Raw genomic sequence first — 6,808 nt, forward strand, 5'->3', positions numbered from 1 at the left:
CGCAGGAACGTCTCGTACGGGTCGAGCTTGGAGCGGCGGGCACGCCCCTGCGGCCGGGCGGCCACCGTCCCAGTCGCGGCGAGCGCCGCCATCCAGCGGATCGCGGTTGCTTGGCCGACCCCGAAGCAGGCGGCCGCCTGACGGCGCGAGGTCGCCGCAGCCGCGGTCACCACCCGCTCGCGCAGGTCCAAGCTGTAGGGGCGGCCCATGCATCACTCCGGCTGTCGACCGGCCGAGTGAATCAGCCTCCCAGCGCCGCGTGAACCCCACCAAGCCGACTCAGCCCAAACCGAAAACGCTCTAGCCGAGCCTCCGGCCGATCGCCTCGGCGAGCATGATCGTGGTCACATTCGTCGGCGCCGAGACGATGTCGGGCATGATCGAGGCATCGACGACGCTCAGGCCGTCCACCCCGCGCACCGCCCCGCTCCCATCGACCACTGCCCACGGGTCGTCGCGGCCGCCCATCGGGACGGAGGAGGTCGGGTGGGCGTAGCCATCGACTGCCGAGAGCACGGCTCGCCGCAGCGCGTCGTCGTCACGGACATCGGGACCGGGATACAGCTCCGCCGCGACCACGTCGCTGAACGGGGCCGTCCGGCCGATGCGCCGCGACAGGTGTACCGCTTCCAACATGCGCCGCAGGTCGGCCGGGTCCTCGAAGAAGTTGTAGCGGATGAGCGGCATGGCGCGGGGGTCGCGGCTCGCCAGCCGAACCGAGCCGACGGACCTCGGCAGCGTGACCGAGCAGGCCAGTACGATGGCCCCGCCGGTCGGGCTCTGCGCCGGATCGAAGATGTGCGTCCCCGAGATGTGAAGGTCCAACTCGTCCGGGGCGGCCTCACGCGACCGCGTCCAGATGATCGCGCCCGCGACCGGGTCCATCGCCCGCACCTCCCGCTTGAGCGCGTAGACGTTGTAGTAGAACGGATGCTCCTTGAGCCGCTCGCCGACCGGCGCGTCCTGCAGCACGGGAATGTCGAGGTCGCGCAGGTGCGCCGCCGGCCCGATGCCCGACCGCATCAGGATGGCGGGGCTGCCGAATGCCCCGGCCGAGAGGATCACCCGTCCGGCCTCCACCGTCGCTCCGCCCAGAAGCCGGAGGCCGCGCGCCCGCCGGCCGTCGAACAGCACGGCGTCGACCTCGGCGCCCCCGACGATGGCGAGGTTCGGTCGGCGCCGAACCTCCTCAGTCAGGTAGGCCATGCCCGTGTTGACGCGTCGGCCCTCGACCACGTTCAGCGGGTAGGGCGAGACGCCGTGCTGCTCCACGCCGTTGAAGTCGGCGATGCGGGACAGGCCGGCCGCCTCCGCGGCCAACACGAAGGCGCGCATGGAGGGGGTGATCTCCTCCATCGTGCGCTGGCGGATCGGGAAGGGCCCGGAGCGCCCGCGCCGAGCGTCGTCGCCGGCCGGCGTGTTCTCCAGTGCCCTGAAGACCGGGAGCACCTCGTCCCACGACCAGCCGTCGAGACCGCGCGCGGTCCAGCGGGCGAAATCGGACGGCCGCGCCCGCATGGCGACCGCGGCGTTCACGCCGGAGCTGCCGCCGAGCACCTTGCCGCGGATCGCGCGCACGTCGTGGCCGAGGCCGGAGCGGTCCTGGGTGTGGTAGCCCCAGTCGTGCGCCGCGTCGCCGCCGACCCGGTTCGCGTTCGCGATGACGTCCGGATACGCCCCCGGCGCGTAGGCCGGTCCGGCCTCCAGCAGAAGAACCGTCCGGTTCGGATTCTCGCTGAGCCGGCGCGCGAGCACGGCGCCCGCGGAGCCTCCGCCGGCGATGACGACGTCGAAGGCCTGATCCGGGATGGGGGCGCGGGTGGGCATGGCGGACATGTCCTCTTCGAGAGCGGCGATGGTCAGGATGCGGAGGCGCGGCGCAGGAAGGCGGCGGCTCGGTCGAGGGCCCGGCGGCTGCTGTCGAGGTGGGCGACGTCGAGCTGGAAGACGTGATGCAGGCCCTCCCAGACCTCCAGCCACACCGCGACGCCAGCCTGTTCGGCGCGCCGGGCGTAGCGCGTCGCGTCGTCGATGAGGCGCTCGTCGGTGCCGACTTGGATCAGGAGCGGGGGCAATCCGCGCAGGTCGCCGAGGAGCGGTGAAGCCAGCGGGTGGCGGACATCGCGCGCGCCGGCATACTTGCGCGCGCAGTCCTGCAGGTACGCACGGCCGATGAGCGGGTCCTGCACCGAAGGGTCGTTCATGGAGGGGCCGGACAGCGTCAGGTCGGTCCAGGGCGAGAAGACGACGCCGGCCACCGGCGCAGGGCCGCGCGCGCGCAGGGCGAGGCTCGCCAGGGTGACGAGGCTCAGCCCGCCCCCGGCCGAGTCCCCGACGACGGCGATCCGGTCGTAGCCTTGGCCGATCAACCAATCCCAGGCAGCCAGCGCCGCCTCCGGGGCAGCGGGCAGCGTCGCCTCCGGCGCCAGAGGATAGTCGATGGCGAGCGCGGCGACGCCGGCCCGGCTCGCGATCTGGCTGACGAAGCCGCGATAGGCCGCGGCCGTGCCCTGGACGTAGCCGCCGCCGTGCAGGAAGAGGATCGCCTGGCCGGGCGCGGCATCCGCGGGGCGCACCCACCAGCCGCGGATGCCGGCCTCGTCCACAGGGTCGAACGCGACGCCGTCCGCGCGCGGGCTGCCGGCTATGAAGGTGTCGTAGACGGCCCGCGGCTCCCCCGTCGCGTTGCCCCAGAAGCGCGCGAACAGGTCCCGCAGGTGGTCCTCGCGCCGCCGTTCATCGTCGGCGAGCGGAATGGTGATCGTCCCTGGCGCCGGATCGGGGCCGAAGGTGTCGTCGCGCATCGCAGTTCCCGCTGGTGCATCGGCCCGACCGCCGCCGGGCAAGGCTCCGCCGTCCGCGCGTCGCTCGGCGCCGCGCGGGGTTCGTGTGTCGGACGATCGGATCTCAGGCCGGGATGCGGCCGAACGCGCCCCGGGCGTAGCCGGCGAGCGCGCGCTCGACGTCGGCGACCGTGGACATCACCAGCGGACCGCGCTTGACGAAGGGCTCGCGGATCGGCCGCCCGGCCATCAGCACGACATGCGCAGCCTCGGCGGCTTCGAGGATGATCTCCGCGGCGGAACCGGCGCCCATTGCCAGGGCGCCGCCCTCCGGCAGGAGGCGCTCCTCCTCACGGCAGCGGACGGACACGCGCCCCGACACGGCGTAGATCCAGGCTTGCCGCCCCTCGGGCAGGGCGTGGGCGAAGGCGCCGCCCGGCTGTAGGAAGCCGTCGAGCAGTGTCATCTCCTCCGGGGTGCCACCCGCGCCGACAACGTCGCCGCTCTGCCCCAGGACGACGCGGACGCGATGGCCGCGGCCTTCGAGGACCGGGATGTCGGCCGCGCGAACGTGCAACGCGCGCGCCGGCTGCGCCTTGAGGCGCGCGGGCAGGTTGACGAAGACCTGCAGGGCGTGGACCCGTGCCCCTTCGGCCGGCCTCTCCTCGTGCGCGGCGCCCGACGCCGCCGCGAGCCAGTAGAGGTCGCCCGGCTCGAGGGCGACGTCTCGGCCCAGCGTGTCCCGGTTGAGGAAGTGGCCGGTCGCGTCCTCGAACATGACGGTCACGGCCGAGATGCCGGCATGGAGGTGCGGCTCGAAGGTCGGCCCCGTCATGACGAAGTGGTCGACCATCAGAAGCGGGTCCATGCGCCCGTCGAAGGCTTCCTCGGAGAAGTGCGTCGCGGAGAAGTTCGAGCCGATGCGGTGGGGCTCTCCGAGAACGGTCTCGCCGAGCCTCGGGCTGAGCGCGTCGGCCCCGTGGATGGTCTCGAGAGCTGTCATGTCCTGCCTCGCTGCGTGGATGTGCCGATGGTGTGGCGACAGACGCTGGCCGAGAAGGCAGCCATTTTCGGACCTATCGTCCGATCGTTTGGACGCCGGGATCCGGCATCCGGTGGCGCTCGCGGCGGATGGGGACCGGCCCCGACCCCGCACCCCCTCGACCGACCCCGCCGAGATCGCCCGCGCCTAGAGCAGCACGGCCTTCGGAAACTCCGCCGCGAGGTGGTCGAGGAAGGCCCGCACGGACGGAAGCAGGCCTTGGCGGTAGGGAATGAGGGCCGTCAGGGTGGAGTCGCCCGCGACCCAGTCGGGCAGAACGCGCCGCAGGGCACCCGAGCGGACGGCCTGACGACAGATGTAGCTCGGCAGAGCGACCACGCCGATGCCGCGGATGGCGGCCTGCTGCAGCCCGACCATGTCATCGCCCATCAGCCGCGGGCTCAACGGCAGTACCGCCTCCTCCCCGGCGCGGCTCGCGTGCCGCAGCCGCCAGACCGGCGCGACCCCGGTCCGCATCATGAACAGGGACGGATGGTCCCGAAGGGCGTCCGGATTGTCCGGAGCGCCATTCTCGTCGAGGTATGCCGATCCCGCGAACAGGAACCAGGGCGCCGGCGCCAGGGTACGCTGGACGAGGTTCGAGTCCGGCAGCGGGTCCGTATGGGCCCGCACGGCGATGTCGAAGTTCTCGCCGACGATGTCGACGGTGCGGTCCGCGCCGTGGGCCACGACATTCACCTTCGGGTGGCGGACGAGGAAGTCCGCGATGATGTCCGCCAGGGCGAACTGCATGGTCGCGACGCCGGCCGTGCACCGCACCGTGCCGGTCGGCTCCGTCAGGCGCTGGCGGATCGTCGTCTCCGCCAGCTCCGCCTCTCTGAGCATCGCGACCGCGTGGCGGTAGAAGTCCTCCCCCGCATCCGTCATGCCGAACCGGCGCGAGGTCCGGTTCAACAGCCGGACGCCGAGGGCGCCCTCCAGCTGCTGGAGGCGGTGGCTCAAGGTGGATTTCGGCACGCGCAGCGTCCGCCCGGCGGCCGTGAAGCCGCCGCGATCGACGACCTGCACGAAGTAGAAGAAGTCGTTCAGGTCGAGCACGCCGCCTCCTCATCGTCCAGCCCTATGGACGCTGGGTTCGGATTGTTGCGGCTTCTGGGCCGCCGGTCCAGCCGATAGCTCTTGCTCGTCGCCGGCCCCGACGGGCCTTGAGCAGGAGGATACGATGACCGCTCGCGCCTACGAACCGCTCACCGCCGAGAACGCAGCCCTCGTCCTCGTCGACCATCAGGTCGGCCTAATGACGGGCGTGCGGGACTATTCGACGGGCGAGCTCAAGCACAACGTGATCGCCCTGGCGAAGGCCGCCGCGGCGCTCGGCCTGCCCATCGTGGTCACCACGACGGCGCGCGACAGCCTATGGGGTCCGACCTTCCCCGAGTTGGTCGCGGCGTTGCCCGGAAACGAGATCATCGACCGCTCGTCGGTGAACGCCTACGACGACGCGCGCGTCGCCCGGGCCATTGAGGCCACGGGCCGCGAGAAGCTGATCTTCGCCGGCATCTCGCTGGAGGTCTGCGCGGCTTTCCCGGCTATGACAGCCGTCGCCCGCGGCCTCGACGCCTACGTGGCTGTCGACGCCTCCGGGACGTTCAGCGAGACCAAGCGCCAGGCCGGCCTTCTCCGTATGGCGCAGGCGGGCGTGGTCCTGTCCGACTACGCGACGCTGATGGTCGAGATCCTGAAGGACAACGCCCGCCCGGAGGCGGGCCCGGTCTACGCCGCCTTGGACATGCCCTGGGCGACCTTGGTCGGCCAGGTCGCCGCCTCCTTCGGCAGAGTGGACGGCGGAGCGAATGCTTGACCGTTCCCGACACGTGTCAGTTTGCGGCCGCCGCCTGTCCCACAGCGGTCGGCAAGCGGGCGCGCCAGCGGTGTCTGCCGGCCCCTGCTCGACGCAACAATCGAAGCAACACGCGCGTAAGGCCGAGCTCTTAAATCCTTCATTAACCAAAGGCCCGAACGGCCACGAGGGGGAACCGACATGACCACCATCATCGCACGACTGCTGATCGTCATCAGCGTGATCGGCGCCATCGCCTGCGCGCCGATGCTGACGCCGGCATCCGCAGCCGGTCTCCTCGCGCAGACGAGGTGAGCCGTCATGGGCATGCAGTCCGTCATCCTGCTGGTCATCGCCGGCAACTTCGCCTGCGCCTCCCTCATCCCGTATCTGGCGATGACCGGAGCCTGAAGGCGTCGCCTCGGTAGATCTCTCACCCTACGGAGCCGACCATGAGTATCTTGAAGACCGCTTGCCTCACCGCTGTCCTCGGCCTCGTCTCCGACATGGCCTTTGCCCAGACACAGGCGAGCCAGGAGAACCTGAAGCGCCACTGCATAGGAGATTACCTGGAACATTGCGGCCAGTTCTCGCCCGACGGCGGGGAAGTCCAGGCCTGCTTCCGCGAGAGAGCCGGCCTCCTGACACCGAATTGCTCGATGGCTATCGCCGCTTACCAAGAGGAGCAGAAGGCCGCGAATCCGATTCGGAAGGTCCGCGCCGCACGGTGAAGTCATCCCTTGGCGTATTCGATAAGGTCAGCCGAGCCGGCATCTGCGAAATCCGGCGCGGCACGGAATTCGCCCGTGTCTACCGTCGCCTGCCCTGACCGGGATGCGACCCGCCGCAGGGTATCAACCTTACCGCGCCCGACAGCCCTCGGCGAATGGGGGTTGGATGACCGGTACCGCAAGCCAGCGCACGCGGTGCGCGTTCGCCGCGCACAGTCGAAGGGCGATGCGAAATCCCCTGCGCCGGATCGTGGCGGAGTCCGCCGCTTCTCGAGTTTGGGCGCGAATGGAAGCCGAGGTCGGCTTTCCCGCACTTGATGCCCAGAAGCAGATGGGGTGGATGGCTCCCGCTCCGACTGACGGCATCTCGATGCCAAGATGTGGTTGCTGTCAAAGCAGCAGCCACGCTCATGCAGGAGCCATCCCCATGGAGATCACCACCGTCGGCATC

General features: G+C 70.7%; 6 protein-coding genes and 1 pseudogene. 2 read left to right on the top strand and 5 right to left on the bottom strand.

Going from position 1 to position 6,808, the window contains the following annotated elements; genetic code table 11:
* The 5 genes and pseudogenes from ACLBX8_RS31290 to ACLBX8_RS31310 all read right to left on the bottom strand — a co-directional run.
* Positions 1 to 209: pseudogene (locus ACLBX8_RS31290) on the bottom strand (IS630 family transposase); the annotation flags it as partial.
* Positions 210 to 300: 91 nt separating this feature from the next.
* Positions 301 to 1,827, bottom strand: coding sequence for a GMC family oxidoreductase (locus ACLBX8_RS31295; protein ID WP_447716377.1), 1,527 nt, complete (start codon positions 1,825 to 1,827; stop codon positions 301 to 303).
* Positions 1,828 to 1,859: 32 nt separating this feature from the next.
* Positions 1,860 to 2,804: an alpha/beta hydrolase gene (locus ACLBX8_RS31300; protein WP_447716378.1), complete on the bottom strand. Its 945-nt coding sequence runs from the start codon at positions 2,802 to 2,804 to the stop codon at positions 1,860 to 1,862.
* 103 nt (positions 2,805 to 2,907) lie between these two features.
* A complete protein-coding gene (locus tag ACLBX8_RS31305) occupies positions 2,908 to 3,786 on the bottom strand; it encodes a pirin family protein (RefSeq protein ID WP_447716379.1) in 879 nt (292 codons plus the stop codon).
* Between the two features lie 186 nt (positions 3,787 to 3,972).
* Entirely contained in the window at positions 3,973 to 4,884 is a 912-nt protein-coding gene (locus tag ACLBX8_RS31310; protein ID WP_091682778.1) for a LysR substrate-binding domain-containing protein, read from the bottom strand.
* A gap of 124 nt (positions 4,885 to 5,008) precedes the next feature.
* Between ACLBX8_RS31310 and ACLBX8_RS31315 the strand changes: the two genes are divergently transcribed.
* Both ACLBX8_RS31315 and ACLBX8_RS31320 read left to right on the top strand, forming a co-directional pair.
* The gene (locus tag ACLBX8_RS31315) at positions 5,009 to 5,647 is read left to right on the top strand and encodes an isochorismatase family protein (RefSeq protein ID WP_447700937.1); all 639 of its coding nucleotides are present in this window, start codon (positions 5,009 to 5,011) and stop codon (positions 5,645 to 5,647) included.
* 431 nt (positions 5,648 to 6,078) lie between these two features.
* Positions 6,079 to 6,357: a hypothetical protein gene (locus ACLBX8_RS31320; RefSeq protein ID WP_447700938.1), complete on the top strand. Its 279-nt coding sequence runs from the start codon at positions 6,079 to 6,081 to the stop codon at positions 6,355 to 6,357.
* Positions 6,358 to 6,808 lie beyond the last annotated feature (451 nt).

The sequence above is a fragment of the Methylobacterium sp. D48H genome (genome assembly GCF_053345715.1).

What these genes read in the sequence shown, in the direction of transcription:
- ACLBX8_RS31295 (WP_447716377.1), bottom strand. Translation starts at nt 1,827, where the DNA reads ATGCCCACCCGCGCCCCCATCCCGGATCAGGCCTTCGACGTCGTCATC.
- ACLBX8_RS31300 (WP_447716378.1), bottom strand. Translation starts at nt 2,804, where the DNA reads ATGCGCGACGACACCTTCGGCCCCGATCCGGCGCCAGGGACGATCACC.
- ACLBX8_RS31305 (WP_447716379.1), bottom strand. Translation starts at nt 3,786, where the DNA reads ATGACAGCTCTCGAGACCATCCACGGGGCCGACGCGCTCAGCCCGAGG.
- ACLBX8_RS31315 (WP_447700937.1), top strand. Translation starts at nt 5,009, where the DNA reads ATGACCGCTCGCGCCTACGAACCGCTCACCGCCGAGAACGCAGCCCTC.
- ACLBX8_RS31320 (WP_447700938.1), top strand. Translation starts at nt 6,079, where the DNA reads ATGAGTATCTTGAAGACCGCTTGCCTCACCGCTGTCCTCGGCCTCGTC.